Origin of the sequence: Pseudomonas fortuita, assembly GCF_026898135.2 — a bacterium.
Lineage (GTDB): Bacteria > Pseudomonadota > Gammaproteobacteria > Pseudomonadales > Pseudomonadaceae > Aquipseudomonas > Aquipseudomonas fortuita.
This window is the reverse complement of the sequence record NZ_CP114035.2, coordinates 2,150,431-2,165,579: the sequence shown is the minus strand read 5'-3', so window position 1 is coordinate 2,165,579 and position 15,149 is coordinate 2,150,431. Positions and strand designations below refer to the sequence as shown.

The 15,149-nt window shown below is 63.4% G+C and carries 13 protein-coding genes and 1 tRNA gene; 6 read left to right on the top strand and 8 right to left on the bottom strand.

Annotated elements, in window-relative coordinates:
- The first annotated feature begins 47 nt into the window (after window positions 1-47).
- A complete protein-coding gene (locus OZ911_RS09980; RefSeq protein WP_023049351.1) occupies window positions 48-1,196 on the top strand; it encodes a M14 family metallopeptidase in 1,149 nt (382 codons plus the stop codon).
- 117 nt (window positions 1,197-1,313) lie between these two features.
- Here OZ911_RS09980 and OZ911_RS09975 read toward each other — a convergent pair whose 3' ends face one another.
- The 7 genes from OZ911_RS09975 to OZ911_RS09945 form a co-directional block, all read right to left on the bottom strand.
- Window positions 1,314-2,288, bottom strand: coding sequence for a Csu type fimbrial protein (locus OZ911_RS09975; RefSeq protein WP_023049350.1), 975 nt, complete (start codon window positions 2,286-2,288; stop codon window positions 1,314-1,316).
- Window positions 2,279-4,576 carry a fimbria/pilus outer membrane usher protein gene (locus OZ911_RS09970; protein WP_070086771.1) on the bottom strand — a complete coding sequence of 766 codons (2,298 nt, stop codon included), beginning with the start codon at window positions 4,574-4,576 and terminating at the stop codon, window positions 2,279-2,281. Before OZ911_RS09970 ends, OZ911_RS09975 begins: the two co-directional genes overlap by 10 nt.
- Window positions 4,577-4,684: 108 nt before the next feature.
- Complete coding sequence (locus tag OZ911_RS09965) at window positions 4,685-5,461, bottom strand: fimbrial biogenesis chaperone (RefSeq protein ID WP_016485935.1); 777 nt, start codon at window positions 5,459-5,461, stop codon at window positions 4,685-4,687.
- A gap of 40 nt (window positions 5,462-5,501) precedes the next feature.
- Entirely contained in the window at window positions 5,502-6,005 is a 504-nt protein-coding gene (locus OZ911_RS09960) for a Csu type fimbrial protein (RefSeq protein WP_016485934.1), read from the bottom strand.
- A gap of 3 nt (window positions 6,006-6,008) precedes the next feature.
- Complete coding sequence (locus OZ911_RS09955) at window positions 6,009-6,542, bottom strand: Csu type fimbrial protein (RefSeq protein ID WP_016485933.1); 534 nt, start codon at window positions 6,540-6,542, stop codon at window positions 6,009-6,011.
- 18 nt (window positions 6,543-6,560) lie between these two features.
- Complete coding sequence (locus tag OZ911_RS09950; RefSeq protein WP_016485932.1) at window positions 6,561-7,097, bottom strand: Csu type fimbrial protein; 537 nt, start codon at window positions 7,095-7,097, stop codon at window positions 6,561-6,563.
- Between the two features lie 30 nt (window positions 7,098-7,127).
- On the bottom strand, window positions 7,128-7,655 hold the full coding sequence (locus OZ911_RS09945; protein WP_016485931.1) for a Csu type fimbrial protein: 528 nt from the start codon (window positions 7,653-7,655) through the stop codon (window positions 7,128-7,130).
- A gap of 269 nt (window positions 7,656-7,924) precedes the next feature.
- On the opposite strand from OZ911_RS09945, the gene OZ911_RS09940 reads away from it, so the two are divergent.
- From OZ911_RS09940 to OZ911_RS09930, 3 genes are read left to right on the top strand one after another with little or no spacing between them, the layout of a single operon-like run.
- Entirely contained in the window at window positions 7,925-10,171 is a 2,247-nt protein-coding gene (locus OZ911_RS09940; protein WP_060518826.1) for an ATP-binding protein, read from the top strand.
- A gap of 15 nt (window positions 10,172-10,186) precedes the next feature.
- Window positions 10,187-10,648, top strand: a complete 462-nt coding sequence (locus OZ911_RS09935) for a response regulator (RefSeq protein ID WP_016485929.1) — start codon at window positions 10,187-10,189, stop codon at window positions 10,646-10,648.
- A 13-nt stretch (window positions 10,649-10,661) separates the two neighbouring features.
- Window positions 10,662-13,049, top strand: coding sequence for a hybrid sensor histidine kinase/response regulator (locus OZ911_RS09930; RefSeq protein ID WP_023048722.1), 2,388 nt, complete (start codon window positions 10,662-10,664; stop codon window positions 13,047-13,049).
- A 217-nt stretch (window positions 13,050-13,266) separates the two neighbouring features.
- On the opposite strand, the gene OZ911_RS09925 is transcribed toward OZ911_RS09930, so the two are convergent.
- A tRNA-Gln gene (locus OZ911_RS09925) sits at window positions 13,267-13,341 on the bottom strand.
- 259 nt (window positions 13,342-13,600) lie between these two features.
- Here OZ911_RS09925 and OZ911_RS09920 point away from each other — a divergent pair.
- Entirely contained in the window at window positions 13,601-13,843 is a 243-nt protein-coding gene (locus OZ911_RS09920; protein WP_016485928.1) for a hypothetical protein, read from the top strand.
- Between the two features lie 127 nt (window positions 13,844-13,970).
- Window positions 13,971-15,041, top strand: a complete 1,071-nt coding sequence (gene zapE / locus OZ911_RS09915; protein ID WP_070086768.1) for a cell division protein ZapE — start codon at window positions 13,971-13,973, stop codon at window positions 15,039-15,041.
- The last annotated feature ends 108 nt before the right edge of the window (window positions 15,042-15,149 follow it).

The window sequence follows — 15,149 nt, the reverse complement described above, 5'->3', positions numbered from 1 at the left end:
GCCGTGTACAGTACCCCTACAACAACGCCCGCAAAGGAGCCCGGCACATGACCGTGACGCTGTCCCCCCTGCAGATCGACTGCGCTTTCGATTCCGGCAACATCCAGGTACTGGATGCCAGCAACCCTGCCCAGGTGCACCTGGCCATCCGGCCGGATACCCACAGCGGCCACTATCAGTGGTTCCACTTCAAGGTCAGTGGACTGACGCCGGGCCAGGTCTATCGCTTCAGCCTCGACAACGCTTCCGGCTCCTCGTACAAAAACGCCTGGAGCGGTTACAACGCGGTGGCCTCCTACGACCAGCAAACCTGGTTCCGCGTGCCCAGCCAGTTCGACGGCACAGCGCTGTCGTTCGAAGTAACAGCGGAGCAGGACCAGATCTGGTTCGCCTACTTCGAACCCTACCCACGCGCGCGTCACAACCAGCTGATCGAGCGTGCTCGCCAAATCCCTGGGGTCGAGTTGCTGGCCAGCGGTCGCAGTGTGCAGGGCCGCGATATTCCCCTGCTGCGAGCCGGCGATGGCGCGGCAGGCAAGCGCAAGCTGTGGCTGATTGCCCAGCAGCACCCGGGTGAGCACATGGCCGAATGGTTCATGGAAGGCGTGATCGACCGCCTGCAAGCCAACGACGAGGTGCTCCAGGGCTTGCTGGCCAAGGCCGACCTGTACCTGATCCCCAACATGAACCCCGACGGCACGTTCCTCGGTCACCTGCGCACCAATTTCAAGGGCAAGGACCTCAACCGTGCCTGGCAGGACGCCAGCGTCGAGCTGACGCCGGAGGTATTCTTCGCCCAGGCGCAGATGAAGCGGTACGGCGTGGATGCGTTCATTGACGTGCATGGTGACGAAGAAATTCCGCACGTATTCACCGCCGCCTGTGAGGGCAACCCGGGCTACACCCCACGGCTGGCAAAACTCGAAGAGCAGTTCCGCAGCCTTTTGTGCAGCGTGACCCGCGACTTCCAGACCGTGCACGGCTATACCCGCGACGAGCCCGGGCAGGCGAATACCACGTTGGCCTGCAATGCCGTGGGCATGGCCCATGACTGCCTGTCGCTGACGCTGGAGATGCCGTTCAAGGACCACGACGACGCGCCCGATGCGGTTGCCGGCTGGTCGGGGGCGCGCTCGAAGGCACTGGCCGGAGCGGTGCTGAAGACCCTGGCGGAGATGGTTGGCGACTTGCGCTAGCCTTGCCTCACGCGGCCCCGGCAATCGGTGCTGGGTCTGCCATCTCGGGGCTGCTGCGCAGCCCTGTCGCGACACAAGGCCGTTCCTACAGGGAACCGAGGCAGGAATGGGATTCAGTCAAAACTGCACATCCAGTATCACGCTGTCGGAATAGGTGGCTGCCGGCGGTGTAGCCTGGTCGGTATAGACCTTGGCGTTGTAGTTGAACACCTGGCTACCCGTGCCTGTACCCGCGCCGGGGTTTACGTCGGCATCCGTGCTGGAGCGTCTGGCGGCACCCGATGAACCCCAGCGCACCGTCCCGGAACTTTTGAAGATGTCATACGCCAGGTAGTTGTTGGCCGCCGACTTCATTCGCCGGCGACCATTGGCCACGTTCTGCCCATCATTCAAGCCCACCGTATAGCTGCTGCCCTTGGTGCACGAAACGCTCAGGCTCTGGCTTACTGTGCCGAACCCGGCCACCACCGGGGCGCTGGCGAAATTGATGTCAGGCGTGGTGATCTGGCAGTCGTTCGTCACGGTCAGGCTCACGGTAAGGCTTGCAGAGCCAGCGCTATTGTCACGCCCGATGCAAAGCCCACCGATGGCAATCCCTTCGCAATAGTTCCATGCCCACCCCAGCGACAGGGTTTCCTGGTACAACCCCGCTGCAACGTTACTGCCAATCTGTGTGCGGATATAGAGCGGCACCGCCTTGGGCGTGCCGTTGAGCAGGCCGAGCAGGTCGAGAATACCGGTGCGACCAAACTCGAAGGCTACATTCCGGGTAATCGGGAAGTTGGTGGTGGCATCGGCATACAGGGTGTAAGGGATAACATCACCAGTAGGCCCTACCAACCCGCCAGTGGCCGGGGTCACGGTCAGCTTGAACGAGTCACTGCTGCTGAGCACACTCAGCACCGTTCCGTTGCACTGCAAGCCCGCGTTGCTGGTAGAGGCGGCTTGGCTGGCCAGGCGTACCTGGGTCGAATTGACTGCGCCGAACAGCACCGGCAAGGTCGACACTACCGTGCACTTGGCCCAGGCCGAGCCAGCCCACAGCAGCAGTATAACGGCCGACAACATGCGCCAACCCGTCTTCATCTGCATACCAACGGGCCAATCAGGGGGATCGAACCTTCAGCCTTGGGCAGGTCGAAGGCCACCTCACACTGTCCACCACCCTCAACCTCTACCTGCAGGCTGTTATGCGGCGAGAGGTTCTCCAGGTACACCAGCCCATCCCAACCGACCACCGCCTGGCTGCCGCTTTCAGCATGGGTAACGCGGCTACCCAGCTTGAGCGCCTGCTGGTTGCTGTCCACCAGTTCGACACTGGCCGCCATCACACGCTTGAGCGGGAACTCCAGCAGGTAGCCACTGCCCCGTCGTACCGCCACCCGCTGCTCGACGCTTGGCGCGAGGACGTCCGGCGGCAGGTCCATGGGGTCGATTTCATATTTGCCACGGTAGTAACCGCTGCTGTACGGCACCAGCAAGTGCCCATTGCCATCGGTACGGCCGATCTCCTGGTTTTCATAGCGCACCGGCACATCGGCGTAGCCTGCGGTACTGACCACCACGAAGGCATCGTCGATGCGGTTGGCGGCGAACACCCCGGCATCCATCCACACCAGGGAGCCACTGGCATCGGCCCAGCGTGTCATCTCGCCGCTGCTGCCATACACACCGGCTTGCAACTGCACCGACTGCAAGCGCCAGGTGACGTCTGCCTGCCGGTAGGCATCACGGTCGCTGCCTGCCGCATAGCCCAGGTTGTAGCCGACGCCGACACCCGCCGGCACCGCATGGCTGTAGTTCACCCGTTGCAGGGTCTCGCCTTCTTTGCTGCGCTCCATGCCCAGCGCCAGGGTGCCGTGCAGGTCGAACGGGATCACCAGTTGCGCCTGCACGGCCCACTGGCTGTCACCCACTTCACGGTTGGCAGACAGGTACACACTGCTGCTGCCCCATAGCGGCCTGCTGTAGCTCAGGTTGATCAGCCGGGTACGCGTGCCATCCCCGGCGCGCACGTCGAAGTAACCGGCGCCAATGCTGCCGTACTCGTTCAGGTTGAGGCTGAGGGTGACCTGTTCGCTGCTTTTGCTCAGTTGCATGTCCTGGGAGTCGACCCGGGTCAGGTCGGCATAGTCGCCGCGGCGTTGCAGGCGCTGGTAGCTGAAGCCGATGCGCTGGCTGTTGTACTGGTAACCGAGGGCAACCTGGTGGCCTGTGTCACCGTCGAAGCGGCTTTGCGCCAAGGCGGCGTTGAGCACGCCGAAGGTGCCCAGGCGCATGTTGCCGCCCAAGCCGCCAAGCATTAGCGACTCGGCTGTTTCGGCGTGGGTTTCCAGGGTGAAGGTGTCGCTGAGCCCGTAGCGCAGGCTGCCCGAGGCAACACCCGGCCCGTAGCTGAAATCGCGCACGGCGTAATCACGCCGCAGGCTACCGGCGGCCACCGAGTAGTCAGAAAGGCCCTTCTGCAGCAAGCTGCTGGTGACATAGAACGGCAAGGTGGTCGACACCTGCCGGCCCAGGGCGTCCGTGGTGACCACCACCGCCTCCCCGGCACCATTGATGAACGGCACGTTGGTCAGGGTGTACGGGCCCGGCTGCAGCTCGGTGGTGCTGGACTTGAACCCGTTTATGAACAGGTCGAGCGATGTCGGCACCGCTGCTTCGCCTGCGAACGCCGGCAACGGGTAAGTGACCAGATCGGGGCGCGCAGCGAAGTCGCGCGACAGCTGCACGCCGCCTACCCGCACAGAACTGCTCCATGGCAAGGCCCCGGTCACGAAATCACCGGCTTCGTAAGTGAGCAGGCGCTGTTCGTCGGTGAAGCGCCAGGTGGTGTCGTAACGCATGAAGCCTTGGCGGGTATCGTCCGCCTGCGCGCCATTGAATGACTGGCGCCATTGCCCGGTACTGGAAAAGGTCCCCCAACTGTCGAACAGGCGCAGCTCGTTCCAGGCTGCCAGGTAGGTGCCGCCTTCATCGGTGTCGTTCAGGTAGAGGTCGTAATTGAACAGGGCGCCGAAACTGCTGCGCGCGTCGCTGGCCGGGTACAGGTTGCGATCACCCACCTGCTGGTCTGGCAACCAGGCCGGTGGTACCTGCAACAGCAAACGCTGGTTCTGGCTGTCATAGTCGGTGTGTAGCCCCGCGATGCTTTCCAGGGCTACCTCGCCTTGGGGGTTGCCCGGTAACGAGATACCGGCTGCCCGCAATACCTCGCTGCCCAGGTACAACTGCCCGGCCCGCTGCTGCACCGGCACCAGTTCAGCCCTTGGCATCTGGTTCACCACCAGGTCGAGGTACAGGGTAGCGTCGGCGATGGCGGACATCTCCGTGGGTGGCGGGGGCAGGTCGTCGGCCAGCGCCAGCACCGGGCTGGCCATGGCCAGCAACAGGCACCTGCGGCGCGTCGTCGCCAAGAGCCATTTCACACACGGTTTCCAACCATTGCCGGGTCCTCCCTGGCCCCTGCACTGCATTCAATCGTTGACTCATTGGCCTTGGCGGATGGCGTCCGCTGCGCTCTGGCCATTGACCCTGCCCTTCAGCACGCTGCCGCTGGAGGCCGCCATGGGAGCAGGCCAGCGCATGCTGGCGCCCGGTAGCACATAGCCCAACAGGCCTTCAGCCAGTGGCTTGCTCTGGCTGCCTTGCTGCACCACTACATCGGTCAGCCGCGCATGCACGGGGCCGGTGTTACGCAGTTCAACGTAAGGTTTGCCCTGCACCGTCACCGGCCGCCAGCTGACCTGCGGCTTGCCCACGCCCTCGGCATTGCGTTTGCCTTCAGGGTCGGCCTTACCCCAAAGCCCTTCGCCATAAACGAACAGCGGCACCGAATAACGCATCTGCAAACGAATCGCCGCCGTGGCACCGGGCTCGGCCTTGTCGACCGGGATGGCGGGCGGGATCTCGTCGATGATGATGCGGTAGGCCTGCTCCTGGCCGGCAGGTGAAGGGCCAGTTCGGGTCAGGCGGATCAGCTGCTTTTGCCCGGGGGCAATGTTCGCGACAGGCGGGCTGCCGATGATCTCGCGCTGCGCCTGGAACTGCTCCTGATAATCACCCTGGCGCCAGGCGAATACCCGCACCTGCAGGTTGGCCGGCGCAGTGCCCCGGTTTTCCAGCCACAGTGCACCGGCCTTCTGGTCGGCCTCCAGCACCGGGTCGATCGGCCAGATCAGCACCGAGGTGGCTGCCCCGGCCGGCAGGCTCGCCAGCCAGAACAAGCCTATCAATCCACGCGCCCACTTCGCGCCTGCCCGCATGCAGCTCTCCTTAAACACTTGTCGTTGGTGGCGCTGGCGATTACCAGGTCACCGTCACTTGCACCACATCGGTGTAGGTCCCAGCCGGCAGCACGCCGGTCAGCTGGACCCGCCCGTAGACCGGCAGCTTGATCGCCGTCGGGTCGGAATAGCTCACGGCCACGCTTTGGCCGATGCCCAGGCTCTGGCTGTAGGCCGCGTCCCGGTACAACTGGTAAGCCAGCACTTGCGTGCCGGAGGTGCGCTTCAAATTGCGTGTGCCACTGGCACTGTTCTGCCCACCGTCCAGGCTCATGCTCATGGCCACGCCCGGCGTGCACTGGAAGGTCACTGTAGTGCCACCCAGCGACGTGCTGAGCAACCCCTTGGAAAGCGCCGACTGTGAGCCATAATCGAGCGTGCCGTAACTGGTGACACCGCCCACCACCAGGCACCCGGCAACCACCTGCGCTGTGACTGTGAAGGTACTGGTGGTCACCGCCCCCAACGGGGCGGCCAACAGCATGCCGACTCCGGTCATGCCACCTGCCAGCCAGCCGCGCATGGCTCAGAACGACAGTTCGACCGAGATGGTGTCGCTGTAGACTCCTGCAGGCAGGCCCGCCTTGCCCACGGCCTTGCCGTAGAGGTTGACGGTCTGGGCCACGCCCGTGCTGGTCGGCAGGGTGATGGTGCCGTCAATGGCCAGTAAGGTCGTGCGCCCGGTGTCGGTGTACAGGTCATACGGCACAAAGTTGCCGGCCCCATCGGCGAGCGCACGCGTGCCACCGCTCGACTGGCCGTCATGCAGGCCTGCGCGCACCTTGATCGCAGGCACCGTACCCGCCGAGCACAGGATGCTCATGGCACCGCCGCCGCCGCCGAGCACCTGGGCATTGGCGGTGACGAACAAGGCATCCTGGGTACCGAAGTTCAAGGCACCGAAGTTGAGCCCCGACGTCCCCGAACTACCATTTACCTGGCACGCCGAAATAAGCGTCAGGGTCGAGTTGATGCTGCCGGTCACCGTGGCGGCCTGGGCCTGTGAAGCCAAGGCCAGGCCCAGGCCTGCGAGCATGCAGCATGTAAGGTTCGTTCGCATCGGAGTCTCCTTGCGTGGTTACCAGTCCAGGGTCACTCTGAGGGTGTCGCGGTACAGCCCGGCCGGCAGTGCACGCGCTGGTGCCACTACCACGCCATAAATCGGGATTGGCACCTGCTGGGTGCTGTTGATGGTAAAAGCACGCGCTTGGCCGATGGCGTAGCGGCTATTACCGCCTGGGTCGACCGCCAGTTGATAAGGGATGAGTTCTCGGCCATTACTCAACCGGCGCACCCCGTCGTCGCCATTCAGTCCACCATTGATCCGTACATTAAAGGCCCGCACTTCGGGCGTGCAGCTGATCTGCAGGGTGCCCGCGCCGCCCGCCTCATCAACCCGGCTGCGCAGGGGCTGGTCCCAGTTCGGGCCGCGCTCGCCAAAATCCAGCACCCCTGGGTTGCCCAGCACAGCCGGTTGCGTGTCGTTGCTGCTGATCTGGCAGGCTGCACTGATCACCAACCGCGCCTGGATGAAACCGGTGGTGCTGCCGTGCACCTCACCGCCGGGAACCAGCAGCGGGCCAAGGGTTAGCAACAAGATCGAGATGCGGTTCATGGCGTGGCGTCCTTGAGCATGGCGGCGTCCCTACCAGGTGACCGTGACTTTAAGCAGGTCGGCGTAAACCCCTGCATTCGGCACCCACGCCAGTTTGTCGATGCGTGCGTACAACGGCAGCTCCACCGAGCCACTGCCCGGCACCCTTGCCGACTGGGCGACCCCTACCGCAAGCGGCTCACGCCAGGCAGCGTCGCGGTACAAGCGATAGGGGATGGGCCGAGCCGTGCGGTCGTCGCTGGCCAGGTAGCGCAGCTCGCCGGCGCCACCATGCTGGCCACCATCGACACGCACCTGATACGGCGTGTCCGGATTGCATTCAAGGCGCGGGGGACGCTGGCTGAGCAAAACACCGCTCATCGGCGCGCCGGGGCCGTCCAGGCGTGCCGACGAGCCCAGGTCAATGCGCCCGAGGGCCTGGGCACCCGCGTCGCGGGGCTGGTTGACCAGCATGCAACCGCGCTGCACCAGCACACGCACTTCCACAAGAAAATCCGCTGCTACGGTACTGCCGCTGAACAACAGGCCCAATACCGCTGCCATTAAGCGCTCCGTCACCTTGTTATCCTTGTCGAAACGTCCTGAACAGAGCGTAGCAGTGAGGCAGGGCAACGACGGTGGCACCCAACCGTTTTTTGGTATTAGCGATAAAGCGATAGCGCCCCGTTAAAAAAAACCCGAAACGGCGCAGAACCACAGGCGAACTCCATGTCTCCAATGGCCGAGGGCCGGTAAATGTGCCTGGTTTCTGGTAGGCTGAAGAGCGTTCATCCAGCGCCAGGCGCCTATGCCATACATGGACGGACATGACAGGAGCGTTTTCATTGATGACTGCAGACACCACGCTGGCAGAAGCCATGGAGCGCTGTGCCCGGGAACCTATCCACGTGCCGAGCAGCGTCCAGCCCCACGGTTTTCTGCTGGTGCTGGACCCCATCGACCTGTGCGTGCTGCAGGCCAGTGAAAACGTCGAGCACTGGCTGGGCTTGCCGGCCCGTGAACTGATCGGTTGCCCTTTCGCCAACCTGGTCAACGATGGCTTTGACCTGCACACGCAACTGGCACGGCTGCCTGAAGATGAAATCTTCCCCTTTCACATCGGGGATGTGCGCTTGTCCCAAGGTGCGCCTTACGGCACCCCGCTGCATTTGCTGGTGCACGGCCACGACGACGTACTGATTGCCGAATTCGAACCTCCGTGTTTATCGCCGGAACTGGCGGGGCAAGGCGACTATTACCCGCTGGTGCGCAACTTTGTCGGCAGCCTGCAATTGGCCAGCAGCCTCGAAGACCTGCTGCAGCAAACGGTGTTGCAGCTCAAGCGCATTACCGGCTTTGGCCGGGTCAAGGCGTACCGTTTCGATGCCGAGGGCAACGGCCAGGTACTGGCCGAGGCGGTTGACCCAAGTTACCCCGCTTACCTGGGGTTGTGCTTCCCGGCTGCAGACATCCCGCGCCAGGCGCGCGAACTGTACCGGGTCAACCGCATCCGCGTGATCGAGGATGCCAACTATCAACCCTCGCCCCTGCTCCCGGCGCTCAACCCACGCACCGGCAAGGCACTGGACATGAGTTTTGCCGCGCTGCGCAGTGTCTCGCCGGTGCACCTGCAATACATGCGCAACATGGGTACGCTGGCTTCGATGTCGCTGTCGATCGTGGTCGACGGCGAGCTGTGGGGGCTGGTGTCCTGCCACCATCAACAGCCGCGCGCGGTGGACCTGCGTACCCGCACAGCCTGCGAGTTGCTGGCCAGTGTGCTGTCGCTGCAGATCGAATCGCGCGAGTCCCATGCCAACACGCGCAAGCTGCTGGCATTGCGCCAACACATCGTGCGCATGATTTCGTCCATGGCCGACCACGACAGCGTCAGTGATGGCCTGCGTGACCTGCCCCAGGTGTTGCTGGCTTTTGCCGATGCCCAGGGCGCCGCCGTCATCTCGGCCGAACGCTGTGACCTGATCGGCCAGACGCCGCCTGAAGCCCAGGTGACCGCGCTGGTGCACTGGCTTGGCCAGCGCGGCGAAGACACTGTATTCCACAGTGACAACGTGCGCCGCGACATCACTGACCTGCCCGAGCTCGCTGCCCATGCCGGCGGCGTACTGGCGGTGGCCATCTCGCAGATCCACTCGCACTACCTGCTGTGGTTCCGGCCAGAGCAAGTGCGCACGGTGAACTGGGCGGGCCAGCCGATCAAGCAGGTCGGGCCGCAGGGCAACCTCGACCCGCGGCACAGTTTCGAACGCTGGCAGGAAGAACTGCGCGGCTACAGCGAGCCTTGGGACCCGCTGGTGATCGAGGGCGTACTGGAACTGCGCACCGCCGTGCTTGGCATCGTCCTGCGTAAAGCAGAAGAACTGGCCCAGCTGGCGGGTGACCTGCGCCGTTCGAACAAGGAACTCGAAGCGTTTTCCTACAGTGTTTCCCACGACCTGCGCGCCCCCCTGCGGCACATCGCGGGCTACACCGAACTGCTGGGCGAACTGGAAGGCCAGGGCCTGAGCGAGCGCGGCAAGCGCTTCCTGAATCATATCGGCGAAGCGGCGAACTTCGCCGGTAGCCTGGTCGACAACTTGCTCAACTTCTCGCAGATGGGCCGCTCGGCCCTGCGCCTGTCCGACGTGGACCTCAATACGCTGGTCGATGCCATTCGCAGCGAGCTGGCCCCCGATTACGAAGGCCGCGCAATCGTTTGGGACATCGCTCCGCTACCCAAGGTAATTGGCGATCCGGCCTTCATCAACCTGGCGCTGCGCAACCTGATCGCCAATGCAATCAAGTACACGCGCGGCCGTTCACCTGCACACATCGCGATCAGTGCGGTGCTGCATCCGGGCGAAACCGAGATCTGCATTCGCGACAATGGCGTGGGCTTCGACATGGCCTATGCAAGCAAGCTGTTCGGTGTATTCCAGCGCCTGCACCGCATGGAAGACTTCGAGGGCACAGGGATTGGCCTTGCCAGTGTGCGCCGCATCATCGAGCGCCATGATGGCCGGGTCTGGGCAGAAGGCCAGACCGACCAGGGCGCAAGCTTCCACTTTACCCTCCCCCGAAACACTGCTACCTGAGGCACCGCTACTATCATGCTCAAACCCATCCTGCTGGTCGAAGACAACCCCCGGGACCTGGAACTGACCCTGCTGGCCCTGGAACGCAGCCAGTTGGCCAACGAGGTCATCGTGCTGCGCGATGGCGCCGACGCACTCGACTACCTGCTGCGCCGCAACAGCTATGCCACACGCGATGACGGCAACCCTGCCGTGCTGTTGCTGGACCTGAAACTGCCCAAGGTCGATGGCCTGGAAGTGCTGAAGGAAGTACGCGCCACTGCCGAACTGCGCAGCATCCCCACGGTAATGCTGACCTCCTCGCGGGAGGAGCCCGACCTGTTGCGTGCCTATGAACTTGGGGTCAACGCCTACGTGGTCAAACCGGTAGATTTCAAGGAATTCGTCGCCGCCATTTCCGACCTCGGGATATTCTGGGCAGTGCTTAACGAACCGCCACCCGGCTCACTGCGGCTGAATCGTCGCGGTAGCAATTGAGGCCGCCGCAACGATGCAGCAAACACCATTGAAACTGCTGATGGTCGAAGACAGCTCGATGGACGCCGAGCTTACCCTGATGCGTCTGGAGCGCAGCGGGCTGCATGTGCAGTCACAGCTTGTGTTCGACCATGTGGGGGTTGAACATGCCCTGCGTGAGGCACGCTACGATCTGATCCTGTGCGACTGCGTCCTGCCGGGGTCGTCTGGCACCGAGGTGCTGGCCATCTCGCAGCGTTTGGCACCGGACACTCCGTTCATCTTCTTGTCTGGCATCTACGGCGAAGAGCACGCGGTGGAAATGATCCGCCTGGGCGCCACTGACTATGTGCTGAAGAAGAACCTGCCACTGCTGCCCAAGGCGGTACGCCGGGCCCTGACCGAAGTGCAGGAACGCCAGCGCCGGCGCCGCGCCGAAGAGGCCCTGGTCGACGTCGAAGCACGTGCGCGGATTGCCATCGATGCCGCCGGCATGGGCACCTGGGACCTGCGCCCACAAGAGCACCTGTTGCTGTGGGACGACCGCTGCAAGATCCTGTTCGGCCTGCCTGTCAGCACCGAAATGAGCCTTGAAGTGTTCTACGACGGCATCTACCCGGACGACCTGCCAATGGTACGTGAGGCCGTGGAACACGCCATGCGCCCGGAGAGCGGCGGCCGCTATCGGGTCGAATTTCGCATCGCGCAACCCAACGGCCTGGAACCACGCTGGTTGCTCAGCAGCGGCCAGAGCCAGTTCGTCGATGGCCAGTGCGTGCGTTTTTCCGGCGTGCTGCAGGACGTCAACACGCAACGCCTGGCCACCCAGGCGCTGCGTCAGCTCAACGAGATGCTGGGAGAAAGGGTCGAGCGCCGCACCCGCGAACGCGACCGTGCCTGGGAGCTGTCGCAGGACCTGCTGGCAGTGTTGAACAAAGACCTGACCCCAGTCGCACTGAACCCTGCATGGGAAGCCAGCCTGGGCTTCTCCCGCGAGCGCCTGAGCCAAACGTCATTGCTGCACCTGCTGCCCGAGCCCGACCAGGAACTGCTGCTGACCGAATTGGCCGCCCTCGCCCATGGCCGTACCAGCGTACGTTTCGTCGGCCGCATCCTGCACGCCGGCGGCCAGCAACGCTGGCTGTCGTGGGTGGTGGTGCCTGAAGACACCCTGCTGTACGTGGTGGCACGCGACATCACCAGCGAGCGCGAAGCCGCCTTGGGCCTTGCAGAGGCCAACGCCCGCCTGCGTGAACAGATCAACGAACGCGAGCGCATCGAGGCGGCGCTGCAGCAGATGCAGCGGCTCGAAGCAGTCGGCCAGCTGACCGCTGGCGTGGCCCACGACTTCAACAACCTGCTGACGGTGATCCTCACCGGCGCCAGCTTCCTTGAGCGCGACCTGGCCAAGGCCGACCTGGACAAGGCCCGCACGCGCCTCACCCACATCCGCGAAGCGGGCGAGCGTGGCGCCAAATTGACGTCGCAGTTGCTGGCTTTCTCGCGCCGCCAGCGCCTGGAGCCGGTAGCACTTAACCTCAACCAGACCCTGACCGGCCTGGAAGAACTGTTGCGCCGCACATTGGGGGGCAACGTCTCAGTGCGCCTGGACCTGGACCAGGCCCTGTGGCAGGCACTGACCGACCCCACCCAGACAGAGATGATCATCCTGAACCTGGCGATCAATGCCCGCGATGCCATGCCTGACGGCGGCCAACTGACCCTGACTACCCGCAACACCCGCATCGACACCCGCCCGCAACGCCCGGAAGATCCGGATCCCGGCGAGTATGTAATGCTGAGCATCCGCGATACCGGCTGCGGCATGAACGAAGAGGTGCTGACCAAGGTATTCGAGCCGTTTTTCACCACCAAAGACATCGGCAAGGGTTCGGGCCTGGGTCTGGCCCAAGTGTTCGGCTTCGCCAAACAGTCCGGGGGAGGCGTGCACATCGACACCGCGCCTGGCCAGGGCACCCAGGTGGCGGTGTACCTGCCAGCAGTAAAGGACCAGGCCGTCAGTGAGCCCGTGGTACCGATGCTCAACCAGCCAGTCAGCGAAAGTGGCCGCAACCGCACGGTGTTGCTGGTGGACGATGACCATCTGGTGCGTGACATGCTTGGCGATGTGCTGCGCCAGTATGGCTACCAGGTACGTCAGGCGCACAGCGGCGAGCAGGCATTGGCGTTGCTGGACGATGAAATCGATCTGCTGCTTACCGATTTCGCAATGCCCGAATTCAACGGCGCACAATTGGCGTTGGCTGCGCGCGAAGGGTACCCCCAGTTGCCGGTGGTGTTCCTGACTGGCTATGCAGAGCTGCAAGGGCTGGAGCTACCGGGCAGCGTGGTGATCCAGAAGCCTGTGCAGAGTGATCAGCTGGCCAGGGTGCTGAACGAGATGCTGGGCATTACCGGGTAAGCCGCGGCTGTAAGAGCGGCCTTGCCGGGGCGCCGGACCGGTCGGATGGGCTGCATGGCAGCCCCAAGGATTGCAGATCCCCGGGGCTGCTGCGCAGCCCATCGCAACACAAGGCCGCTTCTGCAGGGACTGCGGATCGATGAGAACACTGCGGAAACGACAAAACCCAGCGCCTATTTTTCTAAGCACCGGGTGACATACGTTTTAATCTGAAAAATGGCAGGGGCGGCTGGATTCGAACCAACGCATGGCAGGATCAAAACCTGCTGCCTTACCGCTTGGCGACGCCCCTGTATCGGATGCAGCATTCGCTGCTCTGACAATTCCAACTGAGTGACAACTGGGTTGTTGTCTTGGAATGCGCGGCACTTTAACAACAAACTTTCGGTCTGTGAACCCCCTGATGAAAAAAAATTACCAAAAAACAGCGGGTTAGTCATTTCAGTGGTGCGAGAACGACCATCCGTCGCTTTCCTTCCGCTTCGCTTCAACACAATCGCATTCCTCCCTTCCAATCAGATAAGCCCATTGCATTGACCAAGGAGGACCTCATGCCTGTCTCCCACGACCTCTACCAGGACCTGCACTACCCGCGTGAAATCGTCCAGCAACGCCGCCAGCAGGACAAGGCGCTTGACCGGCTGCTGGACGAGTATGTGGACATCGACAACCAGGTACTGGCCGCCGAATCGATCTCGGCGGGCAACTTCGTCGACGAAGACCTGCGCCACCTCAAGGAGCGCCGCCTGGCAGTGAAGTACATGATTGAGCGCCAGCTGGAGCGCAAGGGCTAGGCAAAGCGGGTGTGCGGCCCGACCTATCGCATGAAGTGATCATTGCCGGTCACTTTCTGTATTAGTCAAAACGGCCGCCCTCGGGCAAGCTGCACGCTGCCCCGCCATCGCCCAAGGAGCGTTGCCTGTGTCTGCCTGGATCCCTGCCCCACTGCGCCAGCTTGGCCAGCGCCTGCGCGGCGCCCCCGTCAACCAGAGCGAACTGCTTGACGGGTTCGAGGACAAAGCCCGAAGCCGGGGTTACCAGCTCAGTGACGGCCAGCGACAGGTGATCCACTGCATGGCCGAACAACTGGTACTGCTTGAACACGGCCAGCCGCGCAGCCTGTACCTCTATGGGGCGGTGGGGCGCGGCAAGAGCTGGCTACTGGACGGCTTCTTCCAGGCGGTGCCGGTCGAGGCCAAGCGCCGCCTGCATTTTCATGACTTCTTTGCCCGCCTTCATCAGGGCATGCACCGCCATCGAGCCCTGGACGATGCGTTGGGCGCGACCCTCGACGAACTGGTGGGCGGCTGCCAGGTGTTGTGCTTCGACGAATTTCACGTGCATGACATCGGCGATGCCATGCTGCTTACCCGCTTGTTCAACGCGCTGTTCGCCCGCGGCGTGTTCCTGCTGGTGACCTCCAACTATGCGCCCGAAGGGCTATTGCCCAACCCGCTGTACCACGAGCGCTTCCTGCCGGTAATCCGTCTGATCAACGGGCGCATGCAAGTGCTGGAGGTGGGTGGCGACACCGACTTCCGTAGCTTGCCAGCCAATCGCGAGCACCAGCGTTTTACCCAGGGCCACTATGTATGGCCAGGGACGGCAGCACAGCGCCAGGTGCTGAGCGTGCCGCACGAGCAGCCGGTCATGCTTGAAGTGAACAAACGCCCGCTGCGTGCGCTGGCTATCGATGGCCGGCGGGTGGTACTTGGCTTTGACGATTTGTGTGAAAAGGCCACCGCGGTGATCGACTACCTGGCGCTGGCGCAGCAGTACGATGAATGGATCATCGATGGGCTGGATGACCTGGCGCAGTGCTCGCTGGCGGCCCAGCAGCGCTTCGTCAACCTGGTGGATGTGTTGTATGACCAGGACCGACAGGTGACGGTGATTGGCAAACGGCCGCTGGAAGAGAGCCTGGGCGGCCCACTCGCCGACCTGATGCGTACCCGCAGCCGGCTGGGGCAACTGCACCAGGTAGCCCCCTAGACCTGAATTGCCCGCACCGGCCTCATCGCCGGCAAGCCGGCTCCCACAGGTACCGCGCAGGCTTCAGGGTCTGTGACCAACCTGTGGGGGCTGGCTTGCCGGCGATGA

Coding starts and splice junctions, on each gene's coding strand:
- OZ911_RS09960 (WP_016485934.1), bottom strand. CDS start 6,005: ATGCGCGGCTGGCTGGCAGGTGGCATGACCGGAGTCGGCATGCTGTTG.
- OZ911_RS09980 (WP_023049351.1), top strand. CDS start 48: ATGACCGTGACGCTGTCCCCCCTGCAGATCGACTGCGCTTTCGATTCC.
- OZ911_RS09970 (WP_070086771.1), bottom strand. CDS start 4,576: ATGGCCAGCCCGGTGCTGGCGCTGGCCGACGACCTGCCCCCGCCACCC.
- OZ911_RS09920 (WP_016485928.1), top strand. CDS start 13,601: ATGCCTGTCTCCCACGACCTCTACCAGGACCTGCACTACCCGCGTGAA.
- OZ911_RS09930 (WP_023048722.1), top strand. CDS start 10,662: ATGCAGCAAACACCATTGAAACTGCTGATGGTCGAAGACAGCTCGATG.
- OZ911_RS09950 (WP_016485932.1), bottom strand. CDS start 7,097: ATGAACCGCATCTCGATCTTGTTGCTAACCCTTGGCCCGCTGCTGGTT.
- OZ911_RS09965 (WP_016485935.1), bottom strand. CDS start 5,461: ATGCGGGCAGGCGCGAAGTGGGCGCGTGGATTGATAGGCTTGTTCTGG.
- OZ911_RS09935 (WP_016485929.1), top strand. CDS start 10,187: ATGCTCAAACCCATCCTGCTGGTCGAAGACAACCCCCGGGACCTGGAA.
- OZ911_RS09975 (WP_023049350.1), bottom strand. CDS start 2,288: ATGCAGATGAAGACGGGTTGGCGCATGTTGTCGGCCGTTATACTGCTG.
- OZ911_RS09940 (WP_060518826.1), top strand. CDS start 7,925: ATGACTGCAGACACCACGCTGGCAGAAGCCATGGAGCGCTGTGCCCGG.
- OZ911_RS09955 (WP_016485933.1), bottom strand. CDS start 6,542: ATGCGAACGAACCTTACATGCTGCATGCTCGCAGGCCTGGGCCTGGCC.